General features: G+C 72.3%; 13 protein-coding genes. 2 read left to right on the top strand and 11 right to left on the bottom strand.

What is annotated here, in order from left to right:
- Positions 1–351 precede the first annotated feature (351 nt).
- From rny to KBX46_RS10375, 8 genes are all read right to left on the bottom strand, one after another.
- On the bottom strand, positions 352–2,118 hold the full coding sequence (gene rny / locus KBX46_RS10410; protein WP_210792257.1) for a ribonuclease Y: 1,767 nt from the start codon (positions 2,116–2,118) through the stop codon (positions 352–354).
- A 570-nt stretch (positions 2,119–2,688) separates the two neighbouring features.
- The gene (locus tag KBX46_RS10405) at positions 2,689–3,447 is read right to left on the bottom strand and encodes a 3-keto-5-aminohexanoate cleavage protein (RefSeq protein ID WP_210792255.1); all 759 of its coding nucleotides are present in this window, start codon (positions 3,445–3,447) and stop codon (positions 2,689–2,691) included.
- 30 nt (positions 3,448–3,477) lie between these two features.
- Positions 3,478–4,167 carry a regulatory protein RecX gene (locus KBX46_RS10400; RefSeq protein ID WP_210792250.1) on the bottom strand — a complete coding sequence of 230 codons (690 nt, stop codon included), beginning with the start codon at positions 4,165–4,167 and terminating at the stop codon, positions 3,478–3,480.
- A 14-nt stretch (positions 4,168–4,181) separates the two neighbouring features.
- On the bottom strand, positions 4,182–5,228 hold the full coding sequence (gene recA, locus KBX46_RS10395; RefSeq protein WP_053656326.1) for a recombinase RecA: 1,047 nt from the start codon (positions 5,226–5,228) through the stop codon (positions 4,182–4,184).
- A 183-nt stretch (positions 5,229–5,411) separates the two neighbouring features.
- The gene (locus KBX46_RS10390; protein ID WP_030489422.1) at positions 5,412–5,612 is read right to left on the bottom strand and encodes a DUF3046 domain-containing protein; all 201 of its coding nucleotides are present in this window, start codon (positions 5,610–5,612) and stop codon (positions 5,412–5,414) included.
- A gap of 5 nt (positions 5,613–5,617) precedes the next feature.
- Complete coding sequence (locus KBX46_RS10385; RefSeq protein ID WP_210792249.1) at positions 5,618–7,009, bottom strand: MFS transporter; 1,392 nt, start codon at positions 7,007–7,009, stop codon at positions 5,618–5,620.
- A 238-nt stretch (positions 7,010–7,247) separates the two neighbouring features.
- Entirely contained in the window at positions 7,248–7,952 is a 705-nt protein-coding gene (locus tag KBX46_RS10380; RefSeq protein WP_210792247.1) for a UdgX family uracil-DNA binding protein, read from the bottom strand.
- Between the two features lie 298 nt (positions 7,953–8,250).
- Positions 8,251–9,591 (bottom strand): aminotransferase class I/II-fold pyridoxal phosphate-dependent enzyme, encoded by a 1,341-nt coding sequence (locus KBX46_RS10375; RefSeq protein ID WP_210792246.1) that lies wholly within the window; start codon positions 9,589–9,591, stop codon positions 8,251–8,253.
- Between the two features lie 36 nt (positions 9,592–9,627).
- On the opposite strand from KBX46_RS10375, the gene KBX46_RS10370 reads away from it, so the two are divergent.
- Positions 9,628–10,869, top strand: a complete 1,242-nt coding sequence (locus KBX46_RS10370; protein WP_210792244.1) for a bifunctional pyridoxamine 5'-phosphate oxidase family protein/GNAT family N-acetyltransferase — start codon at positions 9,628–9,630, stop codon at positions 10,867–10,869.
- Entirely contained in the window at positions 10,869–11,540 is a 672-nt protein-coding gene (gene leuE / locus KBX46_RS10365) for a leucine efflux protein LeuE (RefSeq protein ID WP_210792243.1), read from the top strand. The genes KBX46_RS10370 and leuE overlap by 1 nt, the downstream gene beginning before the upstream one ends.
- 13 nt (positions 11,541–11,553) lie before the next feature.
- Here the strand turns inward: leuE and KBX46_RS10360 are convergent, their stop codons facing one another.
- The 3 genes from KBX46_RS10360 to KBX46_RS10350 form a co-directional block, all read right to left on the bottom strand.
- The gene (locus KBX46_RS10360; RefSeq protein ID WP_088946750.1) at positions 11,554–12,486 is read right to left on the bottom strand and encodes a sporulation protein; all 933 of its coding nucleotides are present in this window, start codon (positions 12,484–12,486) and stop codon (positions 11,554–11,556) included.
- Between the two features lie 132 nt (positions 12,487–12,618).
- The gene (locus KBX46_RS10355; RefSeq protein WP_088946749.1) at positions 12,619–13,683 is read right to left on the bottom strand and encodes a hemolysin family protein; all 1,065 of its coding nucleotides are present in this window, start codon (positions 13,681–13,683) and stop codon (positions 12,619–12,621) included.
- A gap of 52 nt (positions 13,684–13,735) precedes the next feature.
- Positions 13,736–15,091 carry a hemolysin family protein gene (locus KBX46_RS10350; RefSeq protein WP_088946748.1) on the bottom strand — a complete coding sequence of 452 codons (1,356 nt, stop codon included), beginning with the start codon at positions 15,089–15,091 and terminating at the stop codon, positions 13,736–13,738.
- Positions 15,092–15,212: the final 121 nt, after the last annotated feature.

Here is a 15,212-nt window from a genome sequence, read left to right as displayed (position 1 = left end):
GGACCGGGCGTTGGTATCTGCCGAAGCGGCGCAGGGATATGACCACAGGTCATTCCCTGCGCCGCTTAGGTACGAGCTGTGGATGTCAGTCGTCCTGGCCCTGCTCCACGCCGTAGCTGGAGATGCTCTTGGTTGCGCCCGAGCCGCACTGAACCTTGGACACGGAGGTCCCTCCGGCGTAGTTGCCGTCACGCACTGGGACTTAGCGCCCCAGGTGTAGGTCCAGTCCCGTGATGCGGTGCAGGGAGCCGCCTGCCCAGGAGTGCTTTCCACCACGACGATGCCCGAGCTGATCGCCGCCAGAACGAGACTTCACCCCAGGTCTCGCCCCGCCGCCCCCTTATCGAGACATCAACGGGCGATCTCGGTGACCCGGGACTCGCGGACCACGGTGACCCGGATCTGACCCGGGTAGGTCAGCTCCTCCTCGATCTGCTTGGCCACGTCCCGGGCCAGCACTGCCGCCCCGATGTCGTCCACGTCGTCCGGCTTGACCATCACCCGGATCTCCCGGCCGGCCTGCATGGCGAAGACCTTGTCCACGCCGAGCTTGCCGGCCGCGATCTCCTCGATCCGCTCCAGGCGCTTGACGTACGCCTCAAGACTCTCCCGACGCGCGCCCGGCCGACCGCCGGAACAGGCGTCGGAGGCCTGGGTGAGGACGGCCTCGATGGTCTGCGGGGGCACCTCGTTGTGGTGCGCCTCGATGGCGTGCACCACGTCCTCGTGCTCGCCGTACTTGCGGGCCAGGTCCGCGCCGATGATGGCGTGGCTGCCCTCCACCTCGTGGGTGAGCGCCTTGCCGATGTCGTGCAGGAACGCCGACCGTTTGATGATGGGCACGTCCAGTCGCAGCTCGGCGGCCATGATGCCGGCGATGTGCGCGGTCTCGACCAGGTGCTTGAGCACGTTCTGCCCGTACGAGGTGCGGTAGCGCAGGCGGCCGAGCAGGGTCACCAGCTCCGGGTGGATCTCGGTGATGCCGACCTCCACCAGGGCGTCCTCGGCGGCGCGGAGGCAGAGTTGCTCCACCTCCTGCCGGGCCAGGTCGTAGACCTCCTCGATCCGGTGCGGGTGGATCCGCCCGTCCAGCACCAGCTTCTCCAGCGTCAGCCGACCCACCTCCCGGCGGACCGGGTCGAAGCAGGAGAGCAGCACCGCCTCGGGGGTGTCGTCGATGATCAGGTTGACGCCGGTCACCGACTCGAAGGCGCGGATGTTGCGCCCCTCCCGGCCGATGATCCGCCCCTTCATCTCGTCACCGGGCAGGTGCAGGACGCTGACGACGCTCTCCGCGGTCTGCTCGCTGGCGACCCGCTGGATGGCGTCCACCACGATGTGTCGGGCCCGCTGCTCGGCGGTGTTGCGCGCGTCGGACTCGATGTCCCGCACGAGCAGCGCCGCCTCCCGCTTGGCAGAGGTCTCGATCGCCTCGACCAGCTCCAGTCGCGCCGAGTCGGCGGTGAGCCCGGCGATCCGTTCCAGCTCCCGGCGGCGCAGCTCCTCCGACTCGGTCAGCTCGGCCTCCCGCTGGGCGAGCGCGGACTCCCGGGCCGCGAGGGCGGCCTTCGCCGCGGTGAGCTGCCGCTCCCGCTCGGCGAACCGCTCCACCTCCTCGGTGTGCATCCGTTCCCGCTCGTCCATCCGGGCGGCCCGGCGCTCCACCTCCGCGGCCTGCTCCCGGGTGGTGGCGGCGAGCACCGCGACCTCCCGCTCACCGCTGCGCCGGGCTGCCGTCCGCAACTGCTCGGCGTCCGCCTCGGCCTGCTTGTGGGCGCGCTCCAGAACGGTGTCCGCCTCGGCGCGGGCGTCGTCGAGGACCCGGCGTGCCTCGGCGCGGGCCGCCTTCGCCTCGGCCTTCGCCGCCGCCGCCTCGGTACGGGCCGCCGCAGCGGCGGACTTTGCCACGTCGATCGTGCTGTTCACCTCGTCGGCCGCGGTCCGCAGGGCAGCGAGGGATTGCTCCTGACGGTCCTTCTCGGCGATGAAGGCGGGATCCTCCGGAGCCGGCGCGGCGCCCATCCGGCGCAGTGTCCGGATGCCCACCAGCACGGCCCCGATCACCACCACCGCGAGGACGAGGACGGCCGCGAGGAGCACGACGTCGAAGGCGTTCATGCCGGGACCCCGTCGGGTCTACCGGTGAACCTGTGCCGCCGCCCCGCCATGGCCGCCTCCCCTAAGGTCGAGACCGCAGCGACCGTGCCGGGGCACACTCCTGCGGCTGTGGACGCCCGACCGGAGCGGCTGGCCGTGGGTAGCTCTCTCCGCCGGCGGTGCCCGCGGGCAACGTCGGCGACCGGGTGCAGTTGTCGCGGCGTTCCGGAACGGCCTGTCCGGAGTTGCCGCCAAAGGCCGCGGAGCCGGCCAAAGTGATGCTGTCTTGTTACGCGATCTATGTTGTGCGCTTAGCCTGCAATGGTCGGGCAATGTGAGCCTGTATGGCGAGGCTAGGTCGCCGGGGGTGCTCTGGTCAAGGACTCATGATCAAACCCCCCGAACGGAGCGAAGTTGCGGTGTCACTCCGAGCTGATGCCGTGTCGGACACGACGGGACAAACACGGCGAGTCACTGGCGCTGATCCGGATGTCGTGCCTGATCAGCGACGGCATCGCCCCGCGTCGAGCCGACTTTTGTGACACCAGCGACCCTGCTGACCCGAACGCCCGGGCTGGTGGGAATCTCAGCTCAGCGAGCGCCGGCGGCCAGCGCGGCGGTGACGAGCGCGGCGTTGCCGGGTGCCGGCGTGCCGTCGGGCAGCAGGAGCGTGTCCTCCAGCCCGATGCGGGTGTGCAGCCCACGGCTGACCGCCTCGGCGAGCACCGCCCAGGTGGCCGGGCCCTCGGCGTGCAGCAGCACCGGTGGCGCCACCGCGTCCTGCGGTGAGCGTGCCGCCGACGGCGATCCGGTGGGCGCCCCCGTCGACGACGGCAGCGCCGCGAGTATCCGCGCCGCGTCGGCCACCGCGACCGGCACCTCCTCCGCCATGCACTCGACGAGGATCCGCCCGACCGGCACCCGCCAGGACCGGTACGCCTCGACGGCGTCGAGCGTCCAGAGCCCCACCTCGACGAGCACACCCCGCTCGTGCAGGGCGGCGGCGACGGCCTCGGCACCGGCCTCGTGCGCGTTGACCGAGGCGAAGTCGGGCAGCACCGCCCAGGCTCGGACGGCGGCCACCCGGGCGACCGGATCCGGCTCGATCCACGCTCCGGTGCTCACCCCCACCGGCAGCCCCGGCCGGGCGGCGCGGATCGCGGTGAGCGCGTCGGCGATGACCTCCGGGCGCAGCGACTCGACACCGGACGCGTCGCGGGGATGGACGTGCACAGCCGCGACGCCGAGCGAGGCGCAACGGGCCGCGTCGGCGGCCAACTCCGCCGGGGTGACCGGCACCGCCGGGTGGGCGTCACTGTTGCGCCCGCCGTTCAGACACGCCTTCAACATCGGACCACCCCACAGCACCCAGCGCGACTCTCAGTCGACCGGACGGTTGTCGCGGTCCAGCTCACCCTCGGCGTCGGCGAGCGCGTCGGCGTCGATCTGCTCGGCGAACTCGGCCGCCTCGGCGCTCTGCGCGGCCAGCGCGTCCTTCACTGCCCGGATCGCCACGCCAGGCGGGTAGCCCTTGCGGGCCAGCATGCCCACCAGCCGACGGAAGATCGCGTCGGGCTCACCTCGGGCGGTGCGCAGCTTGCGCTCCACGAGGGTGCGGGCGGTGTCGGCCTCGGTCTCCTCGTCCAGCTCACCGAGCGCCTCGGTGGCCACCTCGCCGTCCACACCCTTGCGGCGCAGCTCGTTGGCGAGCGCCCGGCGAGCCAGGCCTCGCCCGGTGTGCCGACTGGACACCCAGGCTCGGGCGAACGCGGCGTCGTCGATGATGCCGACCTCGTCATAGCGGTCGAGCACCTCGGCCGACACCTGCTCGGAGATGCCCCGCTTGGCCAACGCTCCGGCCAGCTCGGCCCGGGTGCGTGGCCGGACGGCGAGCTGGCGCAGACAGATCTCGCGGGCCATCTCCGACTCGTCGCGGGGTGGGGACGCCGGTTTGTCCGCCTGCGGCTCGGCCTGGCGGCCCCGTCGAGGACGGGGTGGGTCACTGGCGTCGCCCGTACGAGGCGGACTGGCATCCCAGCCCCGCCCCGTACGAGCGCGTCGTCCTGCCATGGGTCAGCGACCGATCAGAAGTCGACCGGCGGCAGCTCCGGGCCACCGGCGGCGTCACCCGCGCCGACCCCGACGCCGAGCTTCTCCAGGATCTTCTTCTCGATCTCGGCGGCCACGTCCGGGTTTTCCTTCAGGAACTCCCGAGCCTTTTCCTTGCCCTGGCCGAGCTGGTCGCCGTCGTACGTGTACCACGCTCCGGACTTGCGGATGATCGCCTGCTCCACGCCGACGTCGATCAGCGAGCCCTCACGCGAGATGCCCTTGCCGTACATGATGTCGAACTCGGCCTGCTTGAACGGTGCGGCGACCTTGTTCTTCACGACCTTGACCCGGGTGCGGTTGCCGACCACGTCGGTGCCGTCCTTGAGGCTCTCGATGCGTCGCACGTCGAGCCGGACCGAGGCGTAGAACTTCAGCGCCCGACCACCGGTGGTGGTCTCCGGGCTGCCGAACATGACGCCGATCTTTTCCCGCAGCTGGTTGATGAAGATCGCCGTGGTGCCGGTGTTGCTGAGCACACCGGTGATCTTCCGGAGTGCTTGGCTCATCAGCCGGGCCTGGAGGCCCACGTGGCTGTCGCCCATCTCGCCCTCGATCTCGGCGCGTGGCACCAGGGCCGCCACCGAGTCGATCACGATGATGTCGATCGCGCCGGAGCGGATCAACATGTCCGCGATCTCCAACGCCTGCTCACCGGTGTCCGGCTGGGAGACGAGCATCGCGTCGGTGTCGACCCCGAGGGCCTTCGCGTACTCCGGGTCGAGCGCGTGCTCGGCGTCGATGAAGGCGGCGATGCCGCCGAGCCGCTGCGCGCTGGCCACCGAGTGCAGCGCCACCGTGGTCTTACCGCTGGACTCCGGGCCGTAGATCTCGACCACCCGGCCGCGCGGCAGGCCACCGATGCCGAGGGCCACGTCGAGCGCGATGGAGCCGGTCGGAATGATTGCGGTCTGGACGACCGGCCGGTCACCCAGCCGCATCACCGAGCCCTTGCCGAATTGCTTGTCAATCTGAGCGAGAGCAAGGTCGAGTGCCTTCTCCCGGTCAGGCCCTGCTGCCATGTTTGCCACCCCTGCCTTCGCCGGCGTCTTTGCTGAGCTTCGCGTCACGCGGACACGCTAGGCGCTAGGTCCGACAGAAAACCAGCCGACGGGCCGCGAGCTGTGGACGAGCACCCAGCTGTGGACAGTAGCCGAACAGGTGTACGACTCGGCAAGCGACACGCGGAAGGGCGAAAAGGCTGCTCAGCGTAGTCGGGCGGGCACTCGATCGGGGTACGCGGCGCAGACCGCCCGCCACACCACGTGCGTCTGCTCCCCCGACGCCAGTGCCTGTTCGATGGTCCGTCCGCCGAGCTGGGACAGCACCTGGTCGCGGGCGATGCTGGCCGCGTAGCCGGGCCCGAACGCCTCATCCAGCCGCGTCCAGAAGTCGGTCAGCCGCACAGTGATCAGCCCTCCTCGTCCGGTGCCCCGGTCGGCACCGGGCGCAACGCTAGCGCCACCAGGGGCACCGCCGCGACCGCCGCGAGCAGGGTGAGGACCGGATAACCGGCGAACTGCATGACAAACCCGCTCACCACTGCGGCGGCGGCCCCGGCCAATCCCATGATCAGGTCGGAGAACCCCTGGACGCTCGGCCGGACACCGGCCGGCACCGACTCGGACAGCAACGTCGAACCGGCCACCATCGTCCCCGACCAGCCCAGCCCGAGCAGGACCAGACCCACCGACAGCCGGGGTGTGTGGTGCCCGGCGGTGCCGGCGACCGCACAGGCGGCCAACAGCAGACCGACCCCACCGAGGATCACCGGCCGCCGGCCGAACCGGTCGGTGAGCCAACCCACCACCGGGGAGAACGCGTACATGCCCGCGATGTGCAGACTCAGCACGATGCCGACCAGCCGCAGCACGTCGGCGTCGGCGTGCGACTCGCCGAGCCGGACCGGGGTCATCGCCATCACCGCCACCATCACCAGGTGACCCACCGCCACGGCGGCGATGCCGAGCCGGGCCGCAGGCCGCCCTCGTACCACCGACCAGGCCGTCCGCATCCCGGCGGCACGCGGCGCGCGCACCTTGACCTGCGCGGTGGCCGGCGTCACACCAGCGCCGGCCGCCGGTGCCTCGGCCGCCACGGCGGTCGCCGGCGCGTCGGCTGCCAGCGGCGGGCCGGCGGTCGGTGCGTCGGCCGCCGCGAGCCGCCGCGCGGTGAGGAGTGGGTCGGGCCGGAGCAACCCGAGGAGTACGACGGCAGCCAGCACGAACGCCGCCGCGCTGAACGCGAACGGGCCCGCCAGCGGAGGCAGCCCCCAACCGGTGGTGACCCGGTCGGCCAGCGCGGCGAAGTTCGGCGCGGCCACCGCACCGATGGTGGTGGCCCAGACGATGAGGGAGAGCTGCCGGCCTCGACGGGCCGGCTCCGCGAGGTCCACAGCGGTGTAGCGGGCCTGCAGGTTCGCGGCGGTGCCACCGCCGAAGAGCAGCATGCCGAGGAAGAGCAGCGGCACCCAGCGGGTGGCCGCGGCCAGCACCACCAGCACGCCGCCGACGGCACCGATCGCGTACGCCAGCACCAGGCCCGGCCGGCGACCGTGCCGCGCCATGATCCGGGTGACCGGGACGGCGAGCAGCGCGGCGCCGACCACCCCGGCGCTCTGCGCGACACCGGCCACCGCGGTCCCGGCGATCCGTGCCGCGAGCAGCGCGCCCACGGCGATGCCGATGGTCACACCGATCCCACCGATGATCTGGGTGGTGAAGAGCAGCCGCAGGGTACGCCGCTGGATCGACGCGACGTCGGGTCGGGCGACGGTACGCGGCGCGGTCAGGTCGGTCGCCATCGGCGCTCCTCAGGAAGGGATGACCCATCCTCGCGCACCCGCACCGACCAGCGGCAGTGGGTTTTGCCGACAGCAAAACCCACCGCCCGGCGGCCGGCGGCCGCCGGCCCGCCCCAGGATCTGCGCAACTTCGGTGAAGTTGCTGTGTCAGCGCGCCCGGAAGCAGCACTTTCCCCGATGTTGTGCGGGCGGTGGTTCTACTCGCGAGGTCGCGGCGGCGGTCGGCAGAGCCGTCGGGCTAATCGGGCAGGGCGCGGGTGACGATGCTGAGGTCGGCGACCAGGCCCTCGTACGCCTTGTCCTGGTCGTCGGCCCGCAGGACGGCGGACGGGTGGATGGTGGCCAGCAGCCGAGCCTGCGGCGCGTCGGCCCGCTTTCCTGCGTTGTCCACCGGCACCTGCTCGAAGTCTGCGGGGTGTTGGGCCGACTCCGGCCAGGGCAGCAGCTCGCCCCGCTGCCGGGTGACCCGGAAGGACGGGCCGAGCAGCGCCTTGGCGGCGGTCGCGCCGAGCACCACCACGATCTCCGGACGCAGGCGGGCGAACTCCGCGACCAACCAGGGGCGGCAGGCGGTGATGTGCGCCTGGTCGGGGGTCTGGTGGATCCGCCGCTTGCCACGCAGTTCAAAACGAAAGTGCTTAACGGCGTTCGTCAGGTAGAGGTGACCCGGGTCCAGCCCGGCGTCGTCGACCGCACGGCGCAGCAGCCTGCCGGCGGGGCCGACGAAGGGCAACCCCTTCTGGTCCTCCATGTCGCCGGGCTGCTCGCCGACCAGCACCACCCGGGCGCTCTCGTCGCCCCGGCCGAAGACCGTCTGCGAGGCATCCCGATAGAGCTCACAGCCCTGACAACCGCCGGCCGCGGTCCGCAGGTCGTCGATGGTGTCGGCGTCGGGCGGGATGAACCGTTGGGCGCCCGGGGCGCTGTCGGTCTGCTCAGCCATGCGGACTGTTATATACCTGTTCGATGCTTCGTGCCGGGTACGCCCCGGCGCGGTGTCGCCCGCCGACGCGCGTCAGTACCCGTTGCCGCCGCCGTCGCCGCCGGAAGAGATCGCGATCAGCACGATGACGATGATGATGATCGCCAACGCCACCGCGATCCAGATTCCCTTGCGCGCCCCACCTGAAGCCATGGCCCCCACCTCCGGCGGCCCGCATACCCATCCCGTCCGCCCCGAATCACCGCAACCGTGCGCTTTCTGCCGCAACCTGCCGGCCGTGCCTCGGGACGAGGTCTGGTCAGGTGGGAAAGCCCAGTGGCGGGGTGGGGTTGGTGGCGTGGGCCAGGGCGGCGGCCAGGGGTTTCAGGTCGTCGGCGTCCAGGGAGCTGACGGTGACGCGCAGGGCGGGCGGGGCGGCGATCCGGTAGAGGGCGCCGGGGGCCACCGCCCAACCGGCGTCGCGCAACGCGGTGACCGCGCTGGTCTCGTCCTGCACCGGCAGCCAGACGTTGATGCCGCTGCGGCCGTGCGCGCTCAGGCCGTGCTCCGCCAGCGCGGTCAGCAGGCCGTCGCGCCGCTGCTCGTAGCTCTGCGCCGCCCGCCGCACCAGCTCGTCGACCGCCGGGTCCCGCCAGAGGGAGAGGACCAGCCGTTGCAGCACCGTGGAGACCCAGCCGGCACCGACGCGCGTCCGGCCGGCCACCCGGGCCACGGTGGTCTCGTCGCCGACCAGCACCGCGAGCCGCAGGTCGGGGCCGAAGGGTTTGCTCACCGACCGCAGGAAGGCCCAGCTCTCGGTCGCCCCGGCCAGCGGGTGCAGGGGTACGCGGGCCAGCTCGGCGGCGTGGTCGTCCTCGATCAGCAGCAGGTCCCGCCGGCCGGCGAGCAACGCCCGCAGCTCCTCGGCGCGGGCGGCGGAGACGGCTGCGCCGGTCGGGTTCTGCGCCCGGCTGGTGACCACCAGCGCCCGCGCTCCGGCGGCGAGCGCGGCGGCCACCCCGGCCACCAGCGGCCCCTCGTCGTCCAGCGGTACGCCGATCGGGCGCAGCCCCAGCGCGGCGACCAGGTCCAGCAGGTTGGCCCAGCCCGGGTCCTCCACGGCCACCGCGTCGCCGGGACGCAGGTGGGCGCCGAGCAGCCGCTCGATGCCGTCCAGCGCGCCGCCGGTGAGGGTGAGTTCCCCGGCCGGTACGCCGTCGGCGCCCAGTCGGGCGCGAGCAGCCTCGGCCAGCTCGGGCAGGACGCCGGCATGGGAGTAGCCGACCGGCGGGCCGGCGTCGGCGGCGAGCGCCGCCAGGTGCGGGCCCAGCGGCGGGAGCAACCGAGGATCGGGTTCCCCCCGGGACAGGTCACGGGCTCCGGGTAACGGGGCGGGGCGCAGCGCGGAGCGGCGGGCGGCCACCGGTGGGCGGGGGCGTACCCGGGTGCCGTGCCGACCGGCGGTGGCGAGCAGACCACGCTGGCGCAGCTCCTGGTAGGCGCGGGCGACGGTGGCCGGGCTGACGCCCAGCTCGGCGGCGAGTGCCCGCACCGGTGGCAGCGCGGCCCCCGGAGGAAGGGCGCCTGTACGGATGCCTGACTCGATGCTGGCCGAAATCTCGGCGGCCGTCGTACCACTGAGCTGATAGCGTGCTGACACAAATAGGAGATTGTACTAGAACAAAGGGGCGCGCGCATGTATCCACCCACCGCCCGGACCACACCCCACCGTTCCCGCGACCGGATGAGCTACGACCGGGCCGCCGCACACGCCGTGCTCGACGAGGCGTACGACTGCGCGCTCGGCTTCACCGTCGACGGCCAGCCCCGGGTGCTGCCCACCCTGCACGTCCGCATCGGCGACACGCTCTACCTGCACGGCTCCACCGGCAGCCGGCCACTGCTCGCCGCCCGGGGTGAGGGTCTCCCGGTCTGCGTCGCGGTGACAGTGCTCGACGGGCTGGTCTACGCCCGGTCCCAGTTCCACCACAGCGCCAACTACCGCTCGGTCGTCGCGCACGGCACCGCCCGACTGGTCACCGACGAGCGAGAGAAGCTCGCCATGCTCACCGCGCTGGTGGAGAAGGTCGGCGCGGGACGCAGCGCCCAGACCCGCCCGCCCAGCCGGCGGGAGTTGGCGGAAACCGCCGTCTTGGCGTTGCCCCTGCACGAGGTGTCCGTCCGGGCCCGCAGCGGCGGGGTGCGCGAGGACGAGGACGACCTGCACCTACCGCACTGGGCCGGGGTGCTGCCGCTGCGGGTGACCGCCGGGCAACCCGAGCCGGACGCCGGAGTCACCGCACCACTGCCGGCGTACCTGCGGACGGCCCGCACGCCCTGGCACGACTCCGTGACGCTGCACGGCGAGCACGTCCGGCTGGAGCCGCTGGACCCGGCGCACGCAGACGAGCTGCACGCCGCCACCGACGACGCGGAGGTGTGGCAGCACCTCGGCAGTACCCGGCCCAGCACACCGGGTGAGACCGCCGAGGTGATCGGCACCGCCCTGGCCGCCCAGCACCGGGGCGAGCGGGTGGCCTGGGTGCAGCGGTGTGCGGCGACCGGAGCGATGGTCGGCACCACGTCCTACTACGAGATCGATCCGGAGCGGCGCTCGGTGGCGATCGGGTACACCTACCTCGGCCGGCCCTGGTGGCGTACCGGGATCAACACCGAGGCGAAGCTGCTGCTGCTCAGGCGGGCCTTCGACGACCTCGGGGCGGTACGGGTGGCGTGGCACACCGACATCCGCAACGTCCGCTCCCAGGCGGCCATCGAACGCCTCGGCGCGACCCGGGAAGGGGTGCTGCGGATGCACCGGCAACGCCCGGACGGCTCCTGGCGGGACACCGTCCAGTACGCGATGACCGTCGACGAGTGGCCGAACGCACAGGCCACGCTGCGAGAAAGACTTCTGCGGACGGCACCGGTGGCGTGATGATGGCGGGCGTGCTGGGGATCACCGACATCTGGACGTACGTGCTGGGCACCGTGGCCATCATTCTGCTGCCCGGGCCAAACTCACTCTTCGTGCTCTCGACCGCGGCCAAACGGGGCGTCGCGGTCGGCTACCGGGCCGCCGCTGGCGTGTTCGTCGGCGACTGGGTGCTGATGTTCCTCTCCGCCGCGGGGGTGGCGTCGCTGCTCAAGGCGTACCCCCCGCTGTTCATGGTGATCAAGTACGCGGGTGCCGCGTACCTCGGTTATGTCGGGGTGACGATGCTGCTCGGCGCCTGGCGGCGCTGGCGCGACCGCAACGACCCGAGCACGCCGCGGCTCATCGACGCCGCGGAGCCGGCGGCGATGCGCAGCCCGTTCCGCAAGGCGCTGGTGATCAGCCTGCTGAACCCGAAGGCGATCCTGTTCTTCATCTCGTTCTTCATCCAGTTCGTCGACCCCGGCTACGCCTGGCCGGCGCTGTCGTTCCTGCTGCTCGGCCTGATCGCCCAGGTGACCAGCGCGCTGTACCTGACCGCGTTGATCTTCGCGGGCACCTTCCTGGCCGCGCAGTTCCGCCAGCGCCGCCGCCTGGCGGCCGGTGGCACCACCGCCGTGGCAACTCTGTTCCTGGCCTTCAGCCTCAAGCTGGCCACAGCCAGCGCCGGCTGACCCGGCTGCGGCGTCAGGTGCCGTCGCCGCCGCCGGAGCCGCCGCCTCCCACGCCGGCACCGCCGGCGGTGCCGCCGAGGCCGTAACCGGGTCGGATCGGCTCGTCGGGGTGGCGGCTGACGTGGGCGGACCCCGCGATCTGCGCGGACCAGTCGGCGTGCGCGGCCGCGGCGGCGTGCCGGTTGATCGCCTGCCGGATCCAGCCGTCAACGGTGGCGACCCAGTCCCGCCGCTCGGCGTCCTCGTGCCAGATCCGGAACCGGCTGATGCTCTGGTGGGTGATCCCGGCCAGCGCCAGCCGACGATCCATCCAGAGGATCGCCTCCAGGCCCGCTGAGTTCGTCACGAAGATCACCTCCAGCTCGGTGATCGGGCCGGCGTAGAGCGGCCCCACCCAGTAGCCCCAGCGCTGGTGCAGGGGCAGGGTGTGCTCCACCCCGGGCAGCCCACCCTGCAGCAACCCGGACTGACGGATCATGAAACCGAGGGTGTCCAGCGCCGCCAGCACGTGCTGCTGCGTCGGGAGCGGATGCACGAAGACCGGCACCATGGCGCCCTGGTCGAGATCGGGGTCGAGGGACACCTCGGTCCGCAGACCCATCCGCAGGCTCAGCAGCGGCACCCCACCGAAGGTGGTCACCGGGGTCTCCCAGGGCAGCGGCAACGCGAAGTCGACCGCCCGCCGCCGACCAGCGGGCACGACGAACCGGCCGGCGATCGGTAGTTGGTGGAACTGCATGAGACGCCGGGGGGCGGCCGGGTCGTCCGGTTCGACAGTGGTGACGAGACCGAGCCGGATGTGCCGCACCAGCACGTCCTCCGGGCCGGCCGCGAGGGTCACCCGCCCCGGCAGGCGCAGGCCCGGCCGGGTGCTCGGGTTGGGGAGCGTGGTCTGCACGGACAGCCCGGTCCCACCGGACTCCGGGGACACTCCCGTCAACCGCACCGCGCGCCCCCTCCCGGGACGGGGCCCCGCCGGCCCCACCAGGCGCGCCTACCCGGTCGGGGTCGGCTCAAGCCCGCTGCCGTGCCGACCGCTGACCCGGCCGCACTTCGTCAGTGCGGCCGGGTCGGCAGGTCAGCGCAACCGACGCCCGCGCGGGACCGTGTCGGTCTCGTCGTCAAACTCGCCGATGACCTCCTCCAGGAGGTCCTCCAGCGCGACGAACCCGATCGGCCGGGCCGGGCCACCGCCGTTGCGAACCAACGCGAGCTGCGACTGCCGGGCCCGCATCGCCGCCACCGCCTCGGTGACCGAGGACGTCGCCGGCAGGGTGAACGCGGGTGTCATCAACTCGCCGGCGGTGGCGACGCGACCGGTGGTGACCACCCGCACCGCCTCCCGGACGTGCACGAGGCCGCAGACGTCGCCCGCCTCGTCGAGCACCGCGAGCCGGGACCGCCCGCTGTCGCGGCTGACCTCCTCGATCCGCCCGGCCGGGTCGTCCCGACGGACGGTCACCATGGTGGCGAACGGCTCCATCACCTGTGCCACCGACGTGCCCTGCAACTCCAGCATGCTGGTCAGCAGCTGGTGCTGCTCGGCGCCGAGCAGCCCGTGCTCACGGGACTGCTCCAGCAGGATCCGCAGCTCGTCCGGGCCGTGCACCTGGGCGAGCTGATCCTGCTGGTTGACCCCGAACAGCCGCAGGATCGCGTTGGCCAGGGCGTTGAGCGCGGACAGCACCGGCCGGGACACCCGGGCGAAGGCGCGGAACGGCAGGGCGAGCAGCGTCGCCGAGCGCTCCGCGTCGGTGATCGCCCAGGACTTCGGTGCCATCTCCCCCACCACCAGGTGCAGGAAGGTGACCACCCCGAGGGCGAAGATCAGGGCGATCAGGTGACTGGCCGCGTCCGGCAGGCCCACCGCGTGCAGCAGGGGGCTGAGCAGGTGCTCGATCGCCGGCTCGGCCAACGCGCCGAGACCCAGTGTGCACAGCGTGATGCCGAGCTGCGCCCCGGCCAGCATCAGCGACAGCTCGCGGACGCCATCCAGCGCGGCGCGTGCCGCCCGACCACCGTTCGCCGCCGCCTGCTCCAGGCGGTAGCGCTTGCTGGCCACCAGGGCGAACTCGGCGGCCACGAAGAACCCGTTCAGCGCCAGCAGGACCACCGAACTGAACAGCGCGATCCCGGGGCTCATCGGTGCCTTCCTTCATTCGCGACTGCGGTGCTCGCAAGCTCACTCCTCGCGCTCACGCGCTCACCCCCGGTTTGGTGAGCTGAAGCCGCACCGAGTCGGCCACATGCCGGTCCACGGCCAGCACCTCGACCAACGCGCGGGGCTCCGCCTCGTCGACCTCGCCGTCCGCCCCCTCGGGTTGCAGGCTGATCTCCAGCCGGTCACCGACCTCCGGCACCCGACCCAGCTCCCGCATCACCAACCCGGACAGGGTGTCGTACTCCGGGGCCTCGGGCAGGGCGATGCCGGTGCTGTCGGCGACCTCGTCGATCCGCCAGCGGGCCGGCACCACCCAGGACCCGTCGTCCTGCCGGGCGGGTGCCCGCTCCGGTGGGTCGTCCTCGTCCCGGATCGGGCCGACCAGCTCCTCGGCGATGTCCTCCAGCGTGATCACGCCGGCGAAGCCGCCGTACTCGTCGACCACACACGCCATCTGCCGATGACCGGACCGCAGGCGGTCGAGCACCGTGGGCAGGGGCAACGTCTCCGGTACGAGCAGCGGCGGCCCCGCCACCGCACTCACCGGGGTGGTCGCCCGCTCCCCCGGGGGTACGCCGAGCACGTCGGCGATGCCGACCACGCCGATCAGGTCGTCGACGCCCTCCGTACCGCGTACCGGGAAGCGGGAGTGACCGGTGTCCAGCAGCTCGACCACCCGGCTGACCGGCTCGTGCGCCCGTACGGTGTGCACGTCGACCCGGGGCACCATGGCCTCCCCGGCGGTCAGCTCCCGGAAGTCCAGACCTCGGTCGAGCAGCGTGGACATCTCGACGTCGAGGCTGCCCTCCTCGCGGGACTCGGCGATGATCTGTTCCAGGTCCGCCGGGGTGGCGCCGCTGGGCAGCTCCTCGATCGGCTCGATGCCGATCCGGCGCAGCAGGCGTACCGATGCCCGGTCGAAGAGGTGGATCAGCGGACCGGCGACGGCCAGGTAGATCAGGGTGGACCGGCTCAGCGCCCGGGCCAGTTGCTCGGCCCGAGCGATGGCCAGGTTCTTCGGGGCCAGCTCGCCGAGGACCATCTGCACGATGGTGGCGATGACCAGGGCCAACGCCACCGAGAGCGGCAGGCTGACCGCCTCGCTGACGCCCGCCACGCCGAACAGGTCGGCGAGGCCGCCGCCGAGGAACGGCTCGGCGACGTAACCGACCAGCAGGGCGGTGACCGTGATGCCGAGTTGGGCGCCGGAGAGCATGAAGGAGAGCCGGCTGGTGACGGTCAGGGCCCGGGCGGCGGCGGCGTCGCCGTCATCGGCAAGCTGGCGCAGCTTGCCCCGGTCCACGGCGACATAGCCGAACTCCTGCGCCACGAAATAGCCGGTGGCGGCAGTGAGGAGAGTAATCAGAAGAAGACCAACGACGATCAACACGGGTCGCTCAGGGCTCCCGGGGTCGTCGGTACGGGGATATGCCGGGCACGACCCGGCTGGCTACTGCTGCCCTCCTGGGCAGAAGAGTCGATCATGCCGCTATTTTATCGGCGCTGGCTGG

The sequence above is a fragment of the Micromonospora sp. C81 genome (assembly GCF_018070425.1).
GTDB lineage: Bacteria > Actinomycetota > Actinomycetes > Mycobacteriales > Micromonosporaceae > Micromonospora > Micromonospora zamorensis.
This window is presented reverse-complemented; position numbering and strand designations above follow the sequence as displayed.